At 43.9% G+C, this 19,884-nt stretch carries 15 protein-coding genes; 10 read left to right on the top strand and 5 right to left on the bottom strand.

Going from position 1 to position 19,884, the window contains the following annotated elements; translation table 11 throughout:
• Positions 1 to 88: 88 nt before the first annotated feature.
• Positions 89 to 1,648, top strand: a complete 1,560-nt coding sequence (locus OCU56_RS09780; protein WP_261873047.1) for an AbgT family transporter — start codon at positions 89 to 91, stop codon at positions 1,646 to 1,648.
• Positions 1,649 to 1,713: 65 nt separating this feature from the next.
• Here the strand turns inward: OCU56_RS09780 and fghA are convergent, their stop codons facing one another.
• Together fghA and OCU56_RS09770 are read right to left on the bottom strand one after the other, a co-directional pair.
• On the bottom strand, positions 1,714 to 2,550 hold the full coding sequence (gene fghA, locus OCU56_RS09775) for an S-formylglutathione hydrolase (RefSeq protein WP_261873046.1): 837 nt from the start codon (positions 2,548 to 2,550) through the stop codon (positions 1,714 to 1,716).
• Positions 2,551 to 2,610: 60 nt separating this feature from the next.
• Entirely contained in the window at positions 2,611 to 3,741 is a 1,131-nt protein-coding gene (locus tag OCU56_RS09770; protein WP_261873045.1) for an S-(hydroxymethyl)glutathione dehydrogenase/class III alcohol dehydrogenase, read from the bottom strand.
• A 118-nt stretch (positions 3,742 to 3,859) separates the two neighbouring features.
• Here OCU56_RS09770 and OCU56_RS09765 point away from each other — a divergent pair, with 118 nt between their 5' ends.
• Together OCU56_RS09765 and tadA are read left to right on the top strand one after the other, a co-directional pair.
• On the top strand, positions 3,860 to 4,774 hold the full coding sequence (locus OCU56_RS09765; protein ID WP_261873044.1) for a LysR substrate-binding domain-containing protein: 915 nt from the start codon (positions 3,860 to 3,862) through the stop codon (positions 4,772 to 4,774).
• A complete protein-coding gene (gene tadA, locus OCU56_RS09760) occupies positions 4,767 to 5,297 on the top strand; it encodes a tRNA adenosine(34) deaminase TadA (protein ID WP_261873043.1) in 531 nt (176 codons plus the stop codon). The genes OCU56_RS09765 and tadA overlap by 8 nt, the downstream gene beginning before the upstream one ends.
• Positions 5,298 to 5,343: 46 nt before the next feature.
• Here the strand turns inward: tadA and OCU56_RS09755 are convergent, their stop codons facing one another.
• Both OCU56_RS09755 and mltF read right to left on the bottom strand, forming a co-directional pair.
• Positions 5,344 to 5,478, bottom strand: coding sequence for a hypothetical protein (locus OCU56_RS09755; protein ID WP_261873042.1), 135 nt, complete (start codon positions 5,476 to 5,478; stop codon positions 5,344 to 5,346).
• Between the two features lie 178 nt (positions 5,479 to 5,656).
• Positions 5,657 to 7,162: a membrane-bound lytic murein transglycosylase MltF gene (gene mltF, locus OCU56_RS09750; protein WP_261873041.1), complete on the bottom strand. Its 1,506-nt coding sequence runs from the start codon at positions 7,160 to 7,162 to the stop codon at positions 5,657 to 5,659.
• A gap of 327 nt (positions 7,163 to 7,489) precedes the next feature.
• Here mltF and purL point away from each other — a divergent pair, with 327 nt between their 5' ends.
• Positions 7,490 to 11,383: a phosphoribosylformylglycinamidine synthase gene (gene purL, locus OCU56_RS09745; RefSeq protein ID WP_261873040.1), complete on the top strand. Its 3,894-nt coding sequence runs from the start codon at positions 7,490 to 7,492 to the stop codon at positions 11,381 to 11,383.
• 234 nt (positions 11,384 to 11,617) lie between these two features.
• The gene (locus OCU56_RS09740) at positions 11,618 to 12,154 is read left to right on the top strand and encodes a DUF3332 domain-containing protein (protein ID WP_261874805.1); all 537 of its coding nucleotides are present in this window, start codon (positions 11,618 to 11,620) and stop codon (positions 12,152 to 12,154) included.
• A gap of 64 nt (positions 12,155 to 12,218) precedes the next feature.
• Here OCU56_RS09740 and OCU56_RS09735 read toward each other — a convergent pair whose 3' ends face one another.
• Complete coding sequence (locus tag OCU56_RS09735) at positions 12,219 to 13,691, bottom strand: aminoacyl-histidine dipeptidase (protein ID WP_261873039.1); 1,473 nt, start codon at positions 13,689 to 13,691, stop codon at positions 12,219 to 12,221.
• 1,145 nt (positions 13,692 to 14,836) lie between these two features.
• Between OCU56_RS09735 and OCU56_RS09730 the strand changes: the two genes are divergently transcribed.
• From OCU56_RS09730 to proB, 5 genes are all read left to right on the top strand, one after another.
• Entirely contained in the window at positions 14,837 to 16,129 is a 1,293-nt protein-coding gene (locus OCU56_RS09730; RefSeq protein WP_261873038.1) for an NCS2 family permease, read from the top strand.
• A gap of 26 nt (positions 16,130 to 16,155) precedes the next feature.
• Entirely contained in the window at positions 16,156 to 16,620 is a 465-nt protein-coding gene (gene gpt, locus OCU56_RS09725; RefSeq protein WP_261873037.1) for a xanthine phosphoribosyltransferase, read from the top strand.
• Positions 16,621 to 16,900: 280 nt separating this feature from the next.
• The gene (gene frsA, locus OCU56_RS09720) at positions 16,901 to 18,139 is read left to right on the top strand and encodes an esterase FrsA (protein ID WP_261873036.1); all 1,239 of its coding nucleotides are present in this window, start codon (positions 16,901 to 16,903) and stop codon (positions 18,137 to 18,139) included.
• 102 nt (positions 18,140 to 18,241) lie between these two features.
• On the top strand, positions 18,242 to 18,631 hold the full coding sequence (gene crl, locus OCU56_RS09715; protein ID WP_261873035.1) for a sigma factor-binding protein Crl: 390 nt from the start codon (positions 18,242 to 18,244) through the stop codon (positions 18,629 to 18,631).
• Positions 18,632 to 18,757: 126 nt separating this feature from the next.
• A complete protein-coding gene (proB, locus tag OCU56_RS09710; protein WP_261873034.1) occupies positions 18,758 to 19,867 on the top strand; it encodes a glutamate 5-kinase in 1,110 nt (369 codons plus the stop codon).
• The last annotated feature ends 17 nt before the right edge of the window (positions 19,868 to 19,884 follow it).

Here is a 19,884-nt window from a genome sequence, read left to right as displayed (position 1 = left end):
TTGTTTGGGTAAAATATGCACCCTAATAAAAATAAAACCAAGATCTTTTCATTTTACATTTTTGCAAAAGTCACAGAGCGGTAATCCAATGAGCAATGATATAGCAAGCACAGCTACTCCTAAACCAAGTGGTATGGATCGCTTCTTGAACCTGATTGAAAAAGCAGGTAACAAGATCCCTGATCCCGCCATTTTATTCTTCTGGGCATTAATTATAGTGTGGGTATTTTCAGCCCTACTGTCTAATGTCTCGTTCGACCTCATTAATCCACGCACCGGTGATCCTCTTGAGATTACAAACCTTTTAACCGGTGATGCGTTGGCACATTTTCTGGCTAACATGGTAACAACCTTTACCGGTTTCGCACCTCTAGGCATCGTTCTAGTGGCCATGCTAGGTGTCGGTGTTGCCGACTCTTCGGGCTTTATTACTACAGGCCTAAAGAAGATGCTGAGCTTCACGCCAGCGAAACTGCTTACTCCAATGTTGATCCTTGTTGCTATCGTGTCACACACAGCAGCAGATGCGGGCTATGTATTGGTTATTCCGCTAGGTGGTATCATCTTCCACGCGGCGGGGCGTCACCCTCTTGCTGGTATTGCAGCAGCATTTGCCGGTGTATCTGGCGGTTTCTCTGCAAACTTTATTCCTTCTGGTATCGATCCGCTTCTGGCGGGTTTCACGCAAACGGCGGCAAACGTTCTCGACCCTGAGTACATTGTGAATCCACTGGCCAACATCTATTTCACTGGATTATCTTCAGTGTTAATTGTGGCTATTGGTTGGTTTGTTACTGAGCGCATCATTGAGCCTCGCCTAGATGCAACCACTAAAGTGGATGAAGACGCAGAACAAGCGCCGGATCTTGGCTCTATGACTGAGCTAGAAGCGAAAGCATTTAAGTACGCGGGTTGGTCTATGATTGCAGGTATTGCACTGCTGGTATTTGCCATCATGCCAGAGAATTCAGCATTGCGTTCTCCTGAAGGTGAGATCACCGCATTCTCAGCGCCTATCATGCAGTCAATTGTTCCTTTAATCTTCATCCTATTCATCATTCCGGGCATCGTATATGGCCGTGTGGTAGGTAAGTTCTCTAGCAGCAACGACGTCATCAAGTCTATGTCTGACACCATGAACACTATGGGTGCTTACATGGTAATGTCATTTTTCTGTGCTCAGTTCCTAGTGGCATTTGGTCAATCAAACATTGGTACTATGCTAGCGTTGTACGGCGCTGAAGGTCTGAAAGCGATGAACCTACCCGGTGAAGCAACGGTGGTTGGTATGATTCTACTGACAGCGATGGTTAACCTTTTGGTCGGTTCTGCATCGGCTAAGTGGGCCTTGATTGGTCCTATCCTAGTACCTATGCTAATGGCGGTGGGTATCTCTCCTGAGCTATCTCAAGCGGCCTACCGTGTGGGGGATTCTGTATCTAACATCATCTCACCACTTATGGTGTTCTTCCCTCTGGTTGTGGTGTACTGCCAGCGCTACGTTAAAAATACTGGTATCGGTACTCTCGCTTCTCTAATGATGCCATTCTCAATCGCTATGCTGATTGGTTGGACTATCTTCTTGCTAGCTTACTGGGCTCTAGGTATCCCTCTAGGTATTCAAGCGCCTTACACTTACACAATGTAAGTGACGTATTAATAAAAGAAAAGCTCGCCAATTTTGGCGAGCTTTGTTGTTTCTAAGAACGTGGTTTATAGATGCTTTGCGTGAAACGCGAGATGGTCATCGATAAAACTTGAGATGAAGAAGTAGCTATGATCATAGCCCGCTTGCATACGAAGCTCAAAATCGAGTTGCTGTTGCGCTGCCACATCAATGAGATGGTTTGGTTTAAGTTGCTCTTCTAAGAAGCCATCGGCCTCGCCTTGGTCAATAAGAATAGGCAATTGACAGCCATGTTTAGCCAACAGCTTACAAGCATCGTACTTCTGCCATAGCGCTGGGTCATTCCCTAAGTAATTTGATAAAGCTTTAATGCCCCAAGGGCACTCGGTAGGGTTGGTAATAGGGCTAAATGCAGAGATTGATTGGTATTTGTCTTGATTCTTTAAACCAATAGTTAAGGCTCCGTGACCGCCCATACTGTGCCCAGAAATGGCCTTTCTATTAGTGACAGGAAACTGCGCTTCTATTAAATCGGGCAATTCATCGACCACATAGGAGTACATTTGATAGTGTGTTTTCCAAGGTGTCTGCGTGGCATTTAAGTAAAACCCCGCACCTAGGCCGAAGTCATAAGCGTTGTCATTGTCATCGGGTACAGCATCACCTCTAGGGCTTGTATCGGGAGCCACGATAGCGATACCTAATTCCGCTGCCTTACGAAAGGCCCCCGCTTTTTGCATAAAATTTTCGTCGGTGCAGGTTAGCCCTGAGAGCCAATAAAGAACAGGTACCGATTGTTGGGTTGCTTGAGGGGGGAGGAATATAGCAAAAGTCATCTCACATTGCGTGGTGGTAGATTGATGAGTAAATCGTTGATGTAAGCCACCAAAGACTTTAGTTTCACTGATTTTATTGAAGCTCATAAAGGATTCCCAAAATAAAAAAGTGGCGCTGCATCTTTGACCGCGCCACTATTACCACTGTTATTTATCGAAATGGATAACGGTTCGAATACTTTCACCTCGGTGCATAAGATCAAAGGCTTCGTTGATGTCCTCAAGGCCCATAGTGTGGGTGATAAAGTCTTGTAGGCCGAACTCTCCAGCCATATAACGCTCTACAATCTCAGGCAGTTCAGAGCGACCTTTAACGCCACCAAAGGCACTGCCACGCCATACGCGACCAGTAACTAACTGGAATGGACGTGTTGAGATCTCTTGTCCTGCACCAGCAACACCTATAATGACAGATTCTCCCCATCCTTTATGGCAACACTCAAGGGCTGAACGCATTACATCGACATTACCGATACATTCAAATGAGTATTCAACACCACCGTCAGTCATTTCGACGATCACGTCTTGAATAGGCTTATCGTAGTCTTTTGGGTTGATGCAGTCTGTTGCACCTAACTGTTTTGCGAGTTCAAACTTACTTTCATTAATATCAACACCTATGATGCGGTTGGCTCCGGCCATTTTCGCACCAATGATGGCTGACAAGCCAATACCACCAAGGCCAAAGATAGCGACGTTATCGCCTTTTTCTACTTTTGCTGTATTTAACACAGCGCCCATCCCCGTAGTTACCCCACAGCCTAACAAGCAGACTTCTTCTAGAGGTGCCTCTTTGTTGACTTTAGCCAGAGAGATCTCAGGTAAAACTGTGTACTCAGAGAAAGTAGAGCAGCCCATGTAGTGATAAATAGGCTGACCATCTTTATAGAAACGTGTAGTGCCATCGGGCATCAGACCTTTACCTTGAGTTTCACGAACCGCTTGGCAAAGGTTTGTTTTACCTGATTTACAGAACTTACATTCGCCACATTCAGCGGTATAAAGTGGGATGACATGATCGCCAATAGAGACACTGGTAACGCCTTCGCCTACCATTTCTACGATACCGCCCCCTTCATGGCCTAAAATCGATGGGAAGATACCTTCAGGATCGTCACCCGATAAAGTGAATGCATCGGTGTGACAAACCCCTGTGGCAATAATTTTAACCAGCACTTCGCCTTTTTTAGGCAGCATCACATCCACTTCTTCCATTTTAAGTGGTTGATTTGGTCCCCAAGCAACAGCAGCACGTGATTTGATAAATTGTTCAGTCATGGTGATTTCCTATTGGCGAAACAGTTAATTTAAATATTAGTCTATGCCAGTGATTATATTGTTTCCATTACGATGATAAACTAGCCTTTTAGTAAATTACTTTTACGTGAGTGTAATAATGAGTCGATGGGAAGGCATTGAAGAGTTTATTGCGGTGGTGGATAGTGGCAGCTTTACTAAAGCGGCACAGCATTTAGATACCTCTGTGGCGCAAGTAAGCCGTAAGCTATCGGCTTTAGAGTCTCGTCTTGGCTTGAAATTGGTGCAACGCACGACACGTAGAGTGTCGGTGACGGAAATTGGCTTAGGTTATGCTCAGCACTGCCGAATGTTACTGGACGGGTTGGCTGAAGCGGAAAGAGAAGCCACTCAAGTGCACTCGTCACCCATAGGCCGGTTGAGAATCACAGCCCCAACCACTTACGGGGAAACCGTGATTGCGCCACTATTGATGCAGTTTGCTCGTCACTACCCTCAGTTGGAACTCGATCTGCAATTAAGCAATCGGCGTTTGGATTTGATTGCGGATAAGTTTGATATTGCGATTCGCATTGGTGAGCTTCCCGATTCTTCTTTAATTGCTAAAAAACTGACAGAGCGTCAGCAGTATGTTTGTGTGAGCCCTACATTTCTAAACAAGTATGGGCAACCCTCACATCCATCACAGTTGGTGGGGTATGATTGTCTACTCGGGTCTTCGGCTACATGGCGTTTTACGGAGAACAATAAGAAGCTGAATTTAACCGTTAAAGGAGCCTTTCGCTGCAATAGTGGTAATGTTCTAACGGAAGCGGCGATACAAGGTTACGGGGTGGTGCAATTACCCGATTTTTACGTGACTTCTCACTTAGAAAAGCAAAATTTGGTTGAGATACTGAAAGAGTATCGCAGTGACAAAGAGCCCATTTGGGCGCTCTACCCACAAAACCGGCATTTATCCCCCAAGGTAAAAATGGCCATTGAGTTCTTGAGCGAGCATCTCGCGCAAGGTACATTTTCAGCAAAGACAACCCACAGGCATAATTATGAGTGAAACCCTATCCCATTCTTTTTCTGAGCAAGATGTGTATTTTATGCGACAAGCTATTGAGCTTGCTCATAATGCCGAGCTTGAGGGGGAGGTCCCTGTTGGTGCTGTGTTAGTTAAAGACAATAAAGTGATTGCTAAGGGATGGAATCGTTGTATCGGTGCACATGATGCCACCGCCCATGCAGAGGTTCAGGTATTAAGACAAGCCGGCGATACTTTGCAAAACTATCGTCTATTAGATACTACCTTGTATGTCACCTTAGAGCCGTGCCCCATGTGTGCGGGTGCCTTATTGCATAGCCGAGTGAAACGCATTGTGTTTGGCGCAGCAGATCTTAAAGCAGGAGCGGCAGGCACGGTATTGGATCTGTTTTCCAGCCAAGCGGCATATCATTACGCCATTATTGAGTCGGGGCTGTTAGAAAAAGAGTGTCGAGAGCAGTTGCAGGCATTTTTTAAGCGACGCAGAAAAGAGCAAAAAGAATTAAAACGTTTACAAAGAGAACAGCAACAGAAGGGGGATTAGGCAAACATTCAATGGCATACGATCAAATGTTTGCTTTGAGGTTTTACTATAACTCTAACGTTACGTAAGAGCGATTTCGCCAAAGAATTTTTTTCTTGTTGTTGGCTAGCATACGCTTACGACGGTTAGCAGAAACAGTGCTATTTGATAATTTTTTCGATAGCTTTCTTTTTAGTTTCAACGAACAATCTCCTATGAACTTCGTAGATGCAAACTGGATGAATAATGACGTTGTTTTAGTTTGCATTACTTATATATAGAGGATGATTGTTACTATTATATGAACCTAAGCAAAGGAGATAGATCGCAAAATTATGCAAGCGGATGCCTGCACTCCGTTTATTTGTGAGCTAACTCAACTATTGTTTTGATGTTTGTTTAGGGGCTTGCTGTGTTGTTGTCCCTTTGTTCGACGGCGTTTTCTCTATACCATCATCAGGAGCGCTGATCACCATTAGATCGTCCGTTCCAGTATCCAGAACATCGTGATCTCGTTGATCTATGTGACCGATAATACTTTGATAGTAACGGCGAATGCTTTCTACATAATTAAGCGCTTCGTCACCGCGTGCAAAACCATATCGAGTGTATTCGTAATAGCCTTTTTTACGCAGTAGCGGGAGTCGAGTTTTTACATCGCTCCAAAGATCCGGATTCGCTCCTTGCGCTTTGGCGATTCTTCTAGCGTCCATTACATGCCCATAACCTAGATTATAGGAAGCAAGTGCAAACCAAATTTTTTCATGTTGATTGATACTATCAGGAATACGATTGACAATTTTTCTAAGGTATTCCACTCCACCGCGTATGGATTGTTCAGGGTCAAGACGATTGGTCACGCCGACGCTTCTTGCGGTAGGTAAGGTTAGCATCATCATGCCGCGTACACCGGTAGGGGATTTGGCTTTTGGGTTCCAGTGAGATTCTTGGTAGGCAAGAGCGGCCACTAAGCGCCAATCAAACTCTTCAGCATACTTTTGGAATAGGGTCTCCCATTTGGGCAGTTTACTGTCTAATGCCCGCACAAATGCACGAGTATCCACATAGTCAAATTCCGCTATGTGCCCAAAATATTTTTCTTCAATAAGATGTAATTGACCATCTTGATGAATATTGCCAAAAAATTCCACCACTAATGCGTACAGGCTTTCATCAATGTCACGACGCAAATACCATGAGGTCGGTTGGTCTTCCGTCAATTCAAACGCTAAAGCAATATTGGGATAAATACGTTGTGTGAGTGAGAGCTCTATGGAGTCCGCTACGGTAAAGAGTCGCTCCCCCGTGGACACTTGCTTTAGCAAATCGTTAATATCGTAATCGTCGGTGATTTGATACTTGAGATCGGGATGCTTTTTGGCCAGTTGTTGTAAAGTGTGCTCAAAGTGAGTGCCTTTAACGACAGTAATGGACTGATTACTTTGGATTAACTGCTGTAAATTACGTGGTCGCCATGTGCCTTTTTTGTACACAACTTGTTGGCTTACATAGTAATAGGCAGGACCGGCACGAAAGGCTTTTACGCGATTAGGTGCTTGAGTTAAACCGGCCGCTACAATATCGATTTCACCATTTTTTAGAGCAGGGAAAAGCTCTGAAAGGCGGTATGCGGGTTTAATTTCTAAGCGAACGCCAAGCTCTTTGGCAAATTTAGACGCTAAGTCGTACTCCATACCCGTTGGGCCATCAGGACCAATATAATAAGAAAGTTGGTTGTTAAGAGTCCCGACACGCAATACGCCTCGTTCTTTTATTTGTTGTAGCTCACTTTTGCTGTTGCTGTCATATTGACAGCCACTTATCAACAATAAGGCCACTAGCGATAAAGCCAATGTATAAAATTTAGTGAACACTGACGTGCGCATAGTGTTGGGCAACTCCAATAACAAAGAGAAATGAACCTGAATAATAGTCCTTTATATCAAACCGCTTATCACTGGGGAAGTGAAACAGTCCTAGGGATTGATGAATGTTACTTGCAACAAAAAAAACTCGCTTATCATTTCTGCTGAGGGCGTGTGACGCAAAAATTTGCGCAAACGGTTGCTTTTTGTGTTACTTCACAAAAAGAATTGCTTTATAATACGCCCGAATCAACAGGGTTAATATTGAAATAATAGCAATTTAATGCTTTAAGTGATTGTTTTTATTTGAATATTATCTTTAATCCATCATCAAAGAGACCTAAGCACATGAGAATTTTGCGTGGTTCCCCAGCTCTTTCTGAGTTTCGTGTACAAAAATTACTAGAACTTTGTCGTGAACAAGACCTGCCAGTAACCGGTATTTATGCTGAGTTTATGCATTTTGCAGATGTGAGTGCAGAGCTCGATGCCTCAGAGACTGATAAGCTTGAAAAACTGCTTACTTATGGTCCAACAATCGAAGAACATGAACCCCAAGGCACTTTGCTGCTTGTGACGCCTCGTCCAGGTACTATCTCCCCATGGTCATCTAAGTCTACTGACATTGCTCATAACTGTGGATTGAACACAGTTAAACGCTTAGAGCGTGGTACCGCTTATTATGTTGAAACATCGACTCAGCTAGATGAAGCGCAACTGAAAGCAGTAAAAGCATTGATTCATGACCGCATGATGGAAGTGGTTTTCAATGAAATGGACCAAGCTTCCGCTTTGTTTACGGTTGCAGAACCTGCGCCACATACCGTTGTTGATGTGCTTACAGGTGGCCGTAAAGCCCTTGCTGAAGCGAACATCACTTTAGGTCTGGCGTTAGCAGAAGATGAAATCGATTACCTTGTCGATAGCTTTAATACGCTAGGCCGTAATCCAAATGACATCGAACTGATGATGTTTGCTCAAGCAAACTCAGAGCACTGTCGTCACAAAATCTTTAATGCAGATTGGACAATCGATGGCGTCGCTCAAGACAAGTCTTTGTTCAAAATGATCAAGAACACCATGGAAGTGACTCCTGACCACGTATTGTCTGCTTATAAAGATAATGCTGCGGTAATGGAAGGTTCTAAAGTGGGTCGTTTCTTCCCTAATCCTGAAACTCGTCAGTACTCTTACAACCATGAAGATGCACACATCTTGATGAAGGTAGAGACGCATAACCACCCAACGGCTATTTCTCCTTGGCCTGGTGCTTCTACCGGTTCTGGCGGTGAAATCCGTGATGAAGGCGCAACAGGTATCGGCGGTAAGCCAAAAGCAGGTTTAGTGGGCTTTACCACGTCCAACCTACGTATTCCTGGTTTTGAACAACCATGGGAAACCGACTTTGGTAAGCCAGGTCGCATTGTAACAGCGTTGGATATTATGACTGAAGGCCCGCTAGGCGGCGCGGCATTCAACAACGAATTTGGTCGTCCAAACCTTCTAGGTTACTTCCGTACTTACGAAGAAAAAGTGACCTCTCACGCCGGTGAAGAAATCCGTGGTTACCACAAGCCAATCATGATTGCTGGTGGTATGGGTAATATTCGTGATGAGCACGTACAGAAGAAAGAAATCCCAGTTGGCGCTAAACTGATTGTTCTTGGCGGTCCTGCGATGAACATCGGTCTTGGTGGCGGCGCGGCATCTTCTATGGCGTCTGGTCAATCAGCAGAAGATCTCGATTTTGCTTCAGTACAGCGTGAAAACCCAGAGATGGAACGTCGTTGTCAGGAAGTGATCGATGGCTGTTGGCAGTTAGGTGACGATAACCCAATTGCATTCATTCACGATGTGGGTGCAGGTGGTATCTCTAACGCACTCCCTGAATTGGTTGATGATGGCGAACGTGGTGGTAAATTCCAACTGCGTGACGTGCCTAACGATGAGCCGGGCATGAGCCCACTGGCTATCTGGTGTAACGAATCTCAAGAGCGTTACGTAATGGCTGTGGCTGATGAACATATGGCCACTTTTGATGCGATTTGTAAGCGTGAACGTGCACCGTACGCGGTGGTGGGTATTGCTACCGAAGAGCGTCAACTGACTCTAGAAGATTCTCACTTCGACAACACGCCAATTGATATGCCAATGGACGTATTGTTAGGTAAGACACCTAAGATGTTCCGCGATGTGAAAACATTAAAAGTGGATAGTCCTGCAATTGATCGTGAAGGTATTGAACTGAACGAAGCCGTTGATCGCGTTCTTCGTTTACCAACCGTTGCTGAGAAAACCTTCCTTATCACCATTGGTGACCGCAGTGTAACGGGCTTAGTTGCTCGTGACCAAATGGTTGGCCCTTGGCAGGTACCTGTAGCGAACTGTGCAGTAACAGCAGCAAGTTACGACTCTTACCATGGCGAGTCTATGTCTATGGGTGAGCGTACTCCGGTTGCACTTCTAGACTTTGGCGCTTCTGCGCGTCTAGCTGTGGGTGAGTCACTCACAAACATTGCCTGTTCTGATATCGGCGATATTAAACGTATTAAGCTTTCGGCTAACTGGATGTCTCCAGCCGGTCACCCAGGTGAAGACGCAGGTCTTTACGAAGCGGTTAAAGCGGTAGGTGAAGAGCTTTGTCCTGCACTGGGTCTAACGATCCCTGTTGGTAAAGATTCCATGTCTATGAAGACTAAATGGAACGAAAACGGCGAAGACAAAGAAGTGACTTCTCCACTTTCATTGGTTATCACTGCGTTTGGTCGTGTGGAAGATGTTCGTAAGACTGTAACTCCTCAGCTTCGCACTGATAAAGGTGAATCAAGCCTAGTATTGGTTGATCTTGGTAACGGTAAAAACCGCATGGGCGCAACAGCCCTTGCCCAAGTTTACAAACAATTAGGTGATAAGCCTGCAGATGTTGACAACGCAGAGCAGCTAAAAGGCTTCTTTAATGCTATGCAAACGCTAGTTCGTGATGACAAGCTTGTGGCTTACCACGATAAAGGCGATGGCGGTTTATTGGTAACGCTGGCTGAAATGGCATTTGCGGGTCACTGTGGCGTGAAAGCGGATATCTCTGAGCTTGGTGAAGATACTCTAGCGGTACTATTTAACGAAGAGTTAGGCGCAGTGGTTCAGGTTAGCAATGACGACCTTGACCTAGTGCGTTCAGTACTTGCTGAACATGGCCTAGAAGCTTGTTCGCATGTTATCGGTACTGTCGAAGCAACCGATAGCGTTGAAATCTTTGCTAACGGTAATGCTGTGGTACAGCGCTCTCGTACAGAGCTTCGTACTATCTGGGCTGAAACTACGCATAAGATGCAAGCACTGCGTGATAACCCAGCTTGTGCAGACCAAGAGTTTGCAGCGAAGAAAAACAACTCAGACCCTGGCTTGAATGTTGAGCTTACCTTTGATGTCAATGAAGACGTAGCAGCGCCATATATCGCAACAGGCGTGAAACCTAAGATGGCTATTTTGCGTGAGCAAGGTGTGAACTCTCACGTAGAAATGGCCGCCGCCTTTGACCGCGCAGGTTTTGATTCTGTGGATATCCACATGAGCGACATCTTAACCGGTAAAGCGGTACTAGAAGAGTACCAAGGTCTTGTGGCTTGTGGTGGCTTCTCTTACGGTGACGTACTGGGTGCGGGTGAAGGTTGGGCTAAGTCTGTCCTTTTCAATGCTCAAGCTCGTGACCAATTTGAAAGCTTCTTTAACCGTGAAGATACCTTCTCTCTAGGTGTGTGTAACGGCTGTCAAATGCTATCAAACCTAAAAGAGCTGATTCCTGGTGCTGACCTATGGCCTCGCTTTGTTCGCAACGAATCAGAGCGTTTTGAAGCTCGCTTTAGCTTGGTTGAAGTTCAGAAGTCTGATTCTGTATTCTTTGATGGTATGGCGGGTTCTCGTATGCCTATCGCGGTTTCTCACGGTGAAGGCCGCGTAGAAGTGAAAGATACTGCTCACCTAAATGCGATTGAAAATTCTGGTACGGTTGCACTGCGTTATGTAGACAACCTAGGTAATGCGACTTCGCAATACCCGAACAACCCGAACGGTTCACCAAACGCGATTACAGGTCTAACAACCGCTGATGGTAAGGTAACAATTATGATGCCTCACCCTGAGCGTGTATTTAGAACGGTTGCTAACTCTTGGGCTCCTGAGTCTTGGGGTGAAGATTCTGCATGGATGAGAATGTTCCGCAATGTTCGTAAGAATATTGGCTAATTCATAGCTAGCGTTATATTGAAATCTAGAAGCGACCTTTTTAGGTCGCTTTTTTTATGGGTGATAAAAGAGGGGGCTGTGCTTTTTAGGCCGCTGATGCAATGAATGAGTGATAAATTTGAACAAGGCATGGGAAAGTGTAAAAAAATGTACTTTTAAATGGTAAATGCTTGAAAGTTGACTACTTTAAAAAGGCATAGGCTAGTTAATTAAAACAGGGAAGGGTACATGAAAATGAAGAAATTTGGCTTAAAAGCAGTAGGTCTGGCAGTTCTTACAGCGTCACTAACTGGGTGTATTGGTAGTAATGCGGTGACGGGATATGTAATGAAGTTTAACTTGGAAGTGGTAGATAACCGCTATGCTCGTGGTGGTGTGAATATGCTTCTTGCCCCTGTGTATGCACTTTCTGTTGCTGTGGATACGTTGATTTTTAACTCCATTGAATTTTGGGCCGGAAAAAACCCAATTAATGGTAAACCGCATATCTTCGACTCAAAAGTTGAAACTATGTATAACATGAATAAAGACTTAGACCCTTCACTTACCGAAGCGCCCCTAGACCCGATTTCAATGCGTCAGGTAGAGTCATCTACTTTTGAAGCCATTGATGCGAATACAGTGCAAATGAATGTCACTTATAACAATGGTGATAAAGCGCTGATTATGGGAGTTCGTGATGGTGAGAAAGTGAGTTATTACTACAACGGTGAACTCGTATCGGAAACCACTCTTTCGCAACTTGAAGATCTTGCTGTAACGAAAGTTTAAAAGTATCGAATAACAAAAAAGCCGAGCATCACAGTATGCTCGGCTTTTTACGTTAGGTGACGGCTTAAGCCTTGTTAGGGATATGCTTGAGTAGATTAACCATTTGTTCCCAATACAGGTCAACAGTGTCAATTTTCACTTTCTCATCTGGAGAGTGGGGGAATTTGATAGTAGGACCAAACGAGACCATATCCATATTAGGGTAAGGTTTTTTAAACAAGCCACACTCTAGGCCAGCGTGAATAACCATGATGTTAGGCTTATGGCCATACACTTCTTGGTACATATCACGGAATACGGCCATAATTTCTGAGTCAGCATCCGGTTTCCAGCCAGGGTATGCTCCAGAGAATTCAATGCTTGCACCAGAGAGGGTTGCCACAGAAGTGAGCATACTTTCCACTTGGCGACGTCCTGAATCAATAAGGGAGCGAATGAGGCATAGAACGGTAACTTTATCTTGCTCTGTGGTGATTACCCCAAGGTTTAGCGAGGTTTCCACGACACCTTCAATGGCGTCACTCATACGGATCACCCCATTTGGACAGGCATTGAGTGCGGCTACAAATGCTTGCTGACTCTGTTGTGAGAACGCATCAAATGGAGCGTCGCTCTGTTCGATAAAAGTAACCAGCGTGGTTTCTATTGCTGCTAATTCCTGTTGTAGGGTGGTTGTAAATTCTGTGTACAACTGTTGCAGTTTGTCTAGGTTGTGAGAAGGAAGGGCGACAGTGGCGGCTGCTTCACGAGGGATAGCATTGCGCAGACTTCCGCCATTGAAATCAATTAATTTCAACTCAAGTTGCTGGGCGTAGTTCGCTAAAAAGCGTGCCATCAGTTTATTGGCATTGCCGCGACCGGTATGAATATCACAACCTGAGTGGCCACCTTTTAGTCCTTTTAACAGCAGTTTTTTAGTGACGAACCCTTCAGGGATAGCTTCACGAACAATGGCAAAATCTAGGCTTGAGTCAATGCCTCCAGCGCAACCCATGTAGACTTCACCTTCCTGCTCTGAATCCGTATTAAGCAGAATATCACCTTCAAGCCAGCCTGGTTGCAGGGCGAATGCCCCTGTCATACCTGCTTCTTCATCAATAGTAAGCAACACTTCAATTGGACCATGTTCAATATCTTTTGCCGCCAGTACGGCAAGGCATGATGCCATGCCGATACCATTGTCAGCACCCAGTGTGGTGCCAGTGGCTGTTACCCACTCACCATCAATATATGGGCGAATTGGATCTTGAGTAAAGTCGTGGTCGGTATCTTCATTTTTCTGCGGCACCATATCGATATGAGCTTGCAGTACTACCCCTTTTTTGTTTTCCATTCCTGCTGTAGCCGGTTTTTTTAGAAACAAGTTACCTGCCGCATCGGCTTTTACTGAAAGCCCTTGCTCTTTGGCCCAAGTCACTATGTGATCAGATAAGGCTTGTTCGTGTTTTGATGGGTGAGGGATAGAACAAATGTTGGCAAAGAATGGCCAAATTGGGTTATTTGATAGCTGGCTGATTTGGTTGAGAAACTGCGACATGGTGATGCTCCTTCATGGGTAACAGCAGTAGTGAATAAAGATTAACTACTGTAATTAGACGGTGATGCATTGATTTTGAATCGAATGGCTGATACTTGGCAGGATATCATTCTGAGGGGGTCTTGGACAGATGAAGTCAATATTGTAACAATGCTACACTGTTTAAATATCCAACGATTCACTATAGGCAATGCGTTTTATATGGCGAAAGATAGAACATTTATTTCGCAGGTGAAATTAAATTACCAAAAAAGGCGCATAATTAGGCAGATTTGAATTTATTTAATGGAAGTTAAGAAAATACTTGTAATTAAATTACACTATCGCTAATATAAAGCCTCGATGTAGATACCCCTTCTATGAGCCACCCCGCTCATTATTGTCTACATCAATGCTGAAATTAAAGTGTAAATCATTTGTTTTTCAATTGGTTAACTTTGAATTCTACATTTCAATGTGTTGCCCTTTTGGTTGATATATTTTAAATGTAGAGTTTCAATCCTTAGATTAGGATTTTAAGCATGTGATCGAACTTCGGTTCACCCTGATATTTTTAGAAATTAATTACTGATTTCATAAGCCGCCCATCTGGAGCGGCTTTTTTTTCGTCTGGGTAAAATGATGAACTATTTTCGTGTTGTTCCTGTACGATTTCTGGCCGTGGCTGGTATTATACCAATCGTAGTAATTAACTGACCATTCTAGCTTGTTAAAACACATGATAACGGCGTTGCAATTTTTGAATGTAGAACAACTACTTATCAAAAATAGCGCCTTGTTCTCAAGTGTTTTTCCTGCGCTATTTCTGACCACTTAATTACTGTGATTGGTATTACCATCAATTATGTTTCAAATGGCATTTTTATAGGCAAGTTGGCTCTTATTTCCAATAACAAATAATAAGAAACCATCAACAATAGCATGGTGAAATAGCGAGAATAATAGAATCCAATACACGATAATGCTCATATTGGGTCTTTATATAACAAGGGCTTAATTGTTTTTGTTGTGTGGGTTAATGTTACTCATGTTGGGGTGGTGTACTTTATAAGTAAAACAGATGGCATTTAACTCTATAACTCACTATAATTCTCGCCTATTTTATTACGCAAACGTTTACTTTTACATATTTTTAGGGATTGAGAATGCTGGAGAAGCTATTCAAACTACGTGAACATGGAACGACGGTTCGCACTGAAATCATTGCAGGTATTACGACCTTCCTGACAATGGCTTATATTATTTTCGTTAACCCAACAATGCTATCTGCAACAGGCATGGATCATGGCGCTGTTTTTGTCGCGACATGTTTAGCCGCTGCAATTGGTTGTATGGTCATGGGCCTATACGCTAACTACCCTATTGCTCAAGCACCAGGTATGGGACTTAATGCCTTCTTCACTTACGGTGTTGTATTAGGAATGGGTTACACTTGGCAAGTGGCTTTAGCGGCAGTCTTTGTCTCTGGTATCTTGTTTGTTCTACTGAGTCTATTACGCATTCGTGAATGGATCATTAACTCAATTCCTATGTCACTACGTACAGGTATTTCTGCAGGTATTGGCCTTTTCCTAGCATTTATCGGACTAAAGAATGCTGGTATTGTTGTTGGTCACCCAGGCACTTTGGTTTCATTGGGAGATATTACCGGTTTGCATGCTGTACTCGGTGCGATTGGCTTCTTTATTACCATTGGTTTAGTGCACCGTGGGGTACGCGGCGCTGTGATGATTGCTATTTTAGCCGTTACGGTTTTAGGCTTGCTTTTGGGTGACGTGCAATACCACGGGATTATCGCGACACCGCCAAGTATCGCGCCTACATTTATGCAACTAGATTTTGCAGGTGTGTTTGAGGTTGGCATGATCTCGGTCATCTTTGCCTTCTTATTTGTCGATCTATTTGATACTGCGGGCACACTTGTTGGTGTAGCTTCAAAAGCGAATCTAATGACAGAAGATGGTAAATTACCTCGTTTAAACAAGGCGTTACTTGCCGATTCTACTGCAACATCTGTTGGTGCTTTGCTTGGTACTTCAAATACCACTTCTTATGTTGAATCTACAGCCGGTGTTGCCGCTGGTGGCCGTACAGGCCTGACTGCGGTAACGGTTGGCGTACTTTTCTTATTGGCTTTGCTGTTTTCACCATTAGCGGGTATGATTCCGGCATACGCTACAGCGGGTGCGTTATTTTATGTCGCTATCTTAATGTTATCTGGTTTGGTTAATATCGACTGGAGTGACATTTCAGAGGCAGCACCAGTAGTGGTCACTTGCTTATTAATGCCATTAACTTTCTCTATTGCAGAGGGCATTAGCTTAGGCTTTATTTCTTACGCAGCAATAAAATTATTGAGTGGTAAGGGTCGCGAGGTTTCTCTCAGTGTTTGGGTGATGTCTGCTATATTTATTTTGAAATATATTCTAGCCGCTTAATATTGTCTTAAATAGGTTTTCCAGTTATGCCAAAAAAATACATCATCACTTGGGATGAAATGCAAACCAACTGTCGCGAACTTGCTAGGCGTCAAATGCCAGCCGAACAGTGGAAAGGGATTTGGGGTGTAAGCCGCGGTGGTTTAGTACCCGCAGCTATTCTTGCTCGTGAACTAGGGATTCGTTATGTAGATACTATTTGTATCTCAAGCTATGACCACGATCACCAGCGTGATATGAGCATTCTTAAGGCCCCTGAGGGTGATGGAGAAGGCTTCCTGATTGTTGAAGATTTAGTCGATAGCGGTGAAACTGCACGTCAGTTACGTAAAATGTACCCTAAAGCTAAATTAATTGCAGTATGTGCCAAACCTTCTGGTGTTGAATTGCTGGATGACTATGTGGTCGATATTGAGCAAGAAACTTGGATCGAACAACCTTGGGATATGCAGCTTACTTTTGTTGAGCCGGTTAATCGCAAGCGTAAATAGTTGGTCAACAGACTTATACCCATCGTACTAAATAACGGGTCATTATAGCTTGTTAAAATACTCGATAACGGCGTTAGAATTTTTGATTGTAGAATAACTACTTATCGAAAAATCCTGCCTTGTTTTAGAGGGTTTTTCCTGCGCTATTTCTGAGCACTTACTTAGTGTGATTGGTATTATTTACGGTATTTCGTAAATAATATTCATTTGAAATGCCTCTATTTTAGAGGCATTTTTTGTTTATGCTTTAGCATGAGTTTAATTCACAGAGCGCCTTATTATGATTGATGACACCAATAAAAACCTTTCAGAGAAACTCTTTGCCAAACACCATCAAGCAAAAGAGACGTCCAGTTTGACGCCGTATATGCCAAGTAGCTTAAGTGTTTTAGAAGACAAGCCTCAGAGCTCATGGTATCGAAACTTGCGTCGCTTGCAGTGGATTTGGCAAGGGGCTGATCCCATAGAACAAGAAGAGGTTTTAGCTCGTATATCATCGTCTAAACATTCTCGAACTAAGGATGAATGGTTGGATACTGTGATGGGGTTTCACTCCGGAAACTGGGCTTATGAGTGGACTCAAGCCGGTATGGTGCATCAAAGGCGCGCCACTGAATTAAAAGGTGAGGAGGCTGCTCTAGCTTTATACAAAGCCAGTTTGTATTTTAGTATTGCAGCTTATCCTCACATCAAAGGGGATAATCTCTCTTTACAGGCGCATGTGTTGGCCAATAAAGCTTACGAAGAAGCATCAAATGTCAGTCAGTATGTGTTTAAGCAACTGAACATTCCTTATAAAGGCAAAACCATTCAAGCGAACTTGCATTTACCCCACACTGAGCGCCCGCTGCCGGTAGTGGTAGTCTGTGCTGGTTTAGATAGCGTGCAAACGGATATGTGGAAGCTGTTCCTTGATCATTTGGCCCCTAATGAATTTGCTATGTTGACCATAGATATGCCGTCTGTGGGCAAAAGCAGTAATTGGACATTGTCGGAAGACTCCTGTTGCCTGCATCAAGCGGTGATCGATTATTTACCACAAGTCCCTTTTATTGATCATTGGAATGTGGGCTTGCTAGGGTTTCGTTTCGGCGGTAACGCTTTGGTACGCCTTAGCTTTTTAGAGCAAACGCGCATTAAAGCCTGTGTCGCCATTGGCGCGCCAGTTCATGATATTTTATCTTCCCCTGATAAGCTTAATAAGATGCCAAAAATGTATTTTGATGTGTTGGGCTCTCGATTAGGTAAATTGCCCATTGATATATCGAGTTTGGCGGGGCAAATGTCGGCATGGTCGCTAAAAACACAAGGCTTATTGGCCTCAAGAAAAACCAGCGTGCCTATTCTAGCCATCTCTTTAGAGGGGGACGTAATTGCACCGCATAGCGATAATCAGCTGATTGCAATGTCAAGTAAAGTGGGCAGAGCGGTGAAAGTGCCATCGAAAAATTTGAGCTCTGGCTATCAAAAATCGTTAGATTTAGCGGTGGACTGGCTGTTAGAAGAATTAAAGTCGTGACACGTATGTTAAATTAATGGCATGATAAGTACTGCTTGTGTAACTATTGATTAACAATAAATGTTGATTGGCTTACGTTGCAAAATAATAAAGGGAGTTATTATGTCAGGAAAGCAGCCTACTTATCATCGAATGATCTCAAAGCTTAAAGCTATCGGCCCTTATTTACGTGAAGCAGAGTGCCAACCGAATCTATTTTTGTTTGATTGCTTGTCCGTGTGTGTGGATGATAGCAAATCTCCAGAGTGTCGTGAGTTTTGGGGATGGTGGATGGAGCTTGAAAAGCAAGATGAAGGGACAGTCTGTATCGCACGTTTCCATCATGGTAAATATAATGCATCGGGCATTTGGGTCGATGAAAAAGTGCCTAGTACGGCCGCTGCGGAAGTAAAGCGCACGCAATCTGTGTTTCAATCAAAGATTCAAGCTCAACTGAGTGAACAGTTTGCTTTTGAATTTGCACTGCACGATGACTCTGAGGCGATTGCATAGCGAATAAATGGCATAGCAATAAAACCATTAAAGGCGCCTTTAGGTGCCTTTTTGCTTTTTTACTTGTGCAACTGAGCTGAGCTTGTTAAAAAAGACCATTATTTATCAAGAATCAATGAGTAACGAATGCAAGCTAAGACTGTTGTAGTGAAACTCGGCACCAGCGTGTTAACTGGAGGATCTCAGTTTCTTAATCGCGCTCATATGGTAGAACTTGTACGTCAGTGCGCAGAATTGAAGAAACAAGGGTACAACCTTGTTCTTGTTTCATCAGGTGCCATTGCTGCAGGGCGCGAGCAACTAGGTCATCCAAATCTTGTCAAATCGATGGCAACCAAACAACTCCTAGCCGCGGTGGGTCAGTCACACCTTATTCAAGTGTGGGAATCCCTCTTTGCCATATATGACCTTAAAATTGGTCAGATGTTACTAACCCGAGCGGATTTAGAAGACAGAGAGCGTTTCCTGAACGCTAGAGATACGATGAATGCGTTAATCGCGCACCACATTATTCCTGTCGTTAATGAGAATGATGCTGTTTCGATCACGGAAATTAAAGTGGGAGACAATGACAACTTGTCTGCTTTAGTGGGGATACTCTGTGGTGCAGACAAACTGCTTCTTTTAACGGATCAACCGGGTTTATTTACAGCGGACCCAAGAAATAACCCTAAGGCTGAGCTGATTCGTGAAGTGACCACCATTGACAAAACATTACGTAAAATTGCTGGTGGCAGTGGTACCACTTTAGGTACGGGTGGTATGGCAACGAAATTGCAAGCCGCAGATATTGCTAGACGTGCCGGTATTGAAGTGATCATAGCCGCGGGCAGTGCAAAAAATGTGATTTTAGAGAGTGTCTCTTCATCACCCTGTGGAACGCGCTTTTGGCCAATTGCTGGCTCTTTAGAGAATCGTAAACGCTGGATCTTAGCCGGCCCTGCTGCGTCAGGTGACGTTACCATTGATGATGGTGCCGTCAATGCCTTACAAAGTAAAGGTAGTAGCCTTCTTGCTAAAGGGGTTGTTGGCGTAAATGGTCACTTTGCTCGTGGTGAGGTGGCACGTATTGTGACTCAATCTGGACAACTTGTAGCTAAGGGATTAGTGCGTTACTCCAGTGACGATTTAACACAAATTAAAGGGATGCATAGTAAGGCAATCGGCGAGGTGTTAGGGCATGATTATGGCTCAGAAGTGATACACCGCGATGATTTAGTCATGATGCAGGATTAAGGCCCATCACAGTCAAT

Source organism: Vibrio rarus (assembly GCF_024347075.1).
GTDB classification, from domain to species: Bacteria; Pseudomonadota; Gammaproteobacteria; order Enterobacterales; family Vibrionaceae; genus Vibrio; species Vibrio rarus.
Note: the sequence above shows the minus strand (reverse complement) of the source record. Positions and strands in the feature narration are given on the sequence as shown.